The sequence below is a fragment of the Polynucleobacter sp. 35-46-11 genome (genome assembly GCF_002281105.1).
On the sequence record NZ_NCFJ01000591.1, the window covers coordinates 1 to 1,458 of the forward strand.

General features: G+C 47.3%; 1 protein-coding gene and 1 pseudogene. Both read left to right on the forward strand.

Annotated elements, in window-relative coordinates; genetic code table 11:
- Window positions 1–170: 170 nt before the first annotated feature.
- Window positions 171–1,238 carry a murein transglycosylase A gene (locus tag B7Y67_RS17910; RefSeq protein WP_367227306.1) on the forward strand — a complete coding sequence of 356 codons (1,068 nt, stop codon included), beginning with the start codon at window positions 171–173 and terminating at the stop codon, window positions 1,236–1,238.
- 24 nt (window positions 1,239–1,262) lie between these two features.
- Window positions 1,263–1,433, forward strand: a pseudogene (locus tag B7Y67_RS17915) (enoyl-CoA hydratase-related protein); the annotation flags it as partial.
- Window positions 1,434–1,458 lie beyond the last annotated feature (25 nt).

Sequence of the window (1,458 nt, forward strand, 5' to 3'; positions counted from 1 at the left end):
CAATAAAGAGCAGGAGAGCTAGAGCAATGCCCCCCTCCACAGCAAACAAGATCATGGGGTATTCATCGAGTAAATTGGCAATCATGATTTCTATATCCAGATTAATTAGTCGCAACACTACTTCACGCATTCTTCTTTGCAGTGTATTCGTTATCAGCATCGTTAGCTTATTGACTGCTTGCTCTACACCTTCGACTCGTGGATCTGGTTATCGCTCCAGTGGAAACGCCCCATCTCCTTACAACTCTCCGATCGCTAGCTTTCAATCTGCTTCGTGGCAAGACTTGCCTGGTTGGCAAGGGGATGATTTAACGCAGGCTTGGCCGGCTTGGCTGAAGAGCTGTGATGCCTTGCGTAAGCGCGGTAGTGAGATTAATTGGCGCCAGGTTTGCGCTCAAGCTAATAATGTTTCAGGGCGAGATGGACGTGCCATTCGCCAATATTTCGAGGGGAATTTTCAAGTATATGAAGTGCGTAACAGCACTACTGGCAAAGATTCTGGCTTGATAACGGGTTATTACGAGCCTGTCATGAATGGCTCGCAGACTCGAACTGCTACTTATACCGTTCCCTTGTACGGTCTTCCCAAGGCTTGGAGAGGTTCTAAGCCAAATCCTGCACCAGCGCGTGCAGAGCTGATGAGCTCTGGAGTTCTGAAGGGTTCTGAAATAGCCTGGGTACAGGATCCTGTCGCCGCTGCATTTATGCAAATCCAAGGCTCCGGAAAAATTCGTCTAGAAGATGGGCGAGTGCTGCGACTCGGTTATGCCGGTACCAATGACCAGCCCTTTAAGTCTTTTGCGCAGTGGTTGTTAGACCGTAAAGAAATTAATCGTAGTCAGGCCACTATGCAGGGAATTAGTGCGTGGGCTAAACGTAATCCAGGCCAAGTAGAGGAGATGCTCAATGCCAATCCTCGTTTTGTATTCTTTAAAGAGTTGCCAGGTAATGTTAGTGCTGATCTGGGTCCTAATGGTGCATTGGGTGTACCTTTAACAGCAGAGCGTAGCATTGCTATTGATTTGAAAGCGATGCCTTTGGGCGCCCCGGTATTTTTGAGTACGACTAGACCTTTGAGTAGTCAAACCTTACAAAAATTAGTGATGGCGCAAGATACAGGTAAAGCCATTGTGGGTGGGGTACGAGCGGATTACTATTGGGGATCAGGGGATGCTGCAGGTGAGTTAGCAGGACGCATGAAGCAAGATGGCAAGATGTGGTTATTGTTGCCGCGCTGAACAAATCATTTTTGAAAGAGATCGATGACTTACAACACCATATTGACTGAAGTGGATGGCAAGGTTGCCATCATTACCCTCAATCGCCCGCAAGTATTAAATGCTCTGAACGATGAGTTGATGGATGAGTTAGGTTCAGCGCTATTGAGTTTTGATGCGGATGACAATATTGGCTGCATCATTGTGACCGGTAGTTAAAAGGCATTTGCTGCTGGTGCAG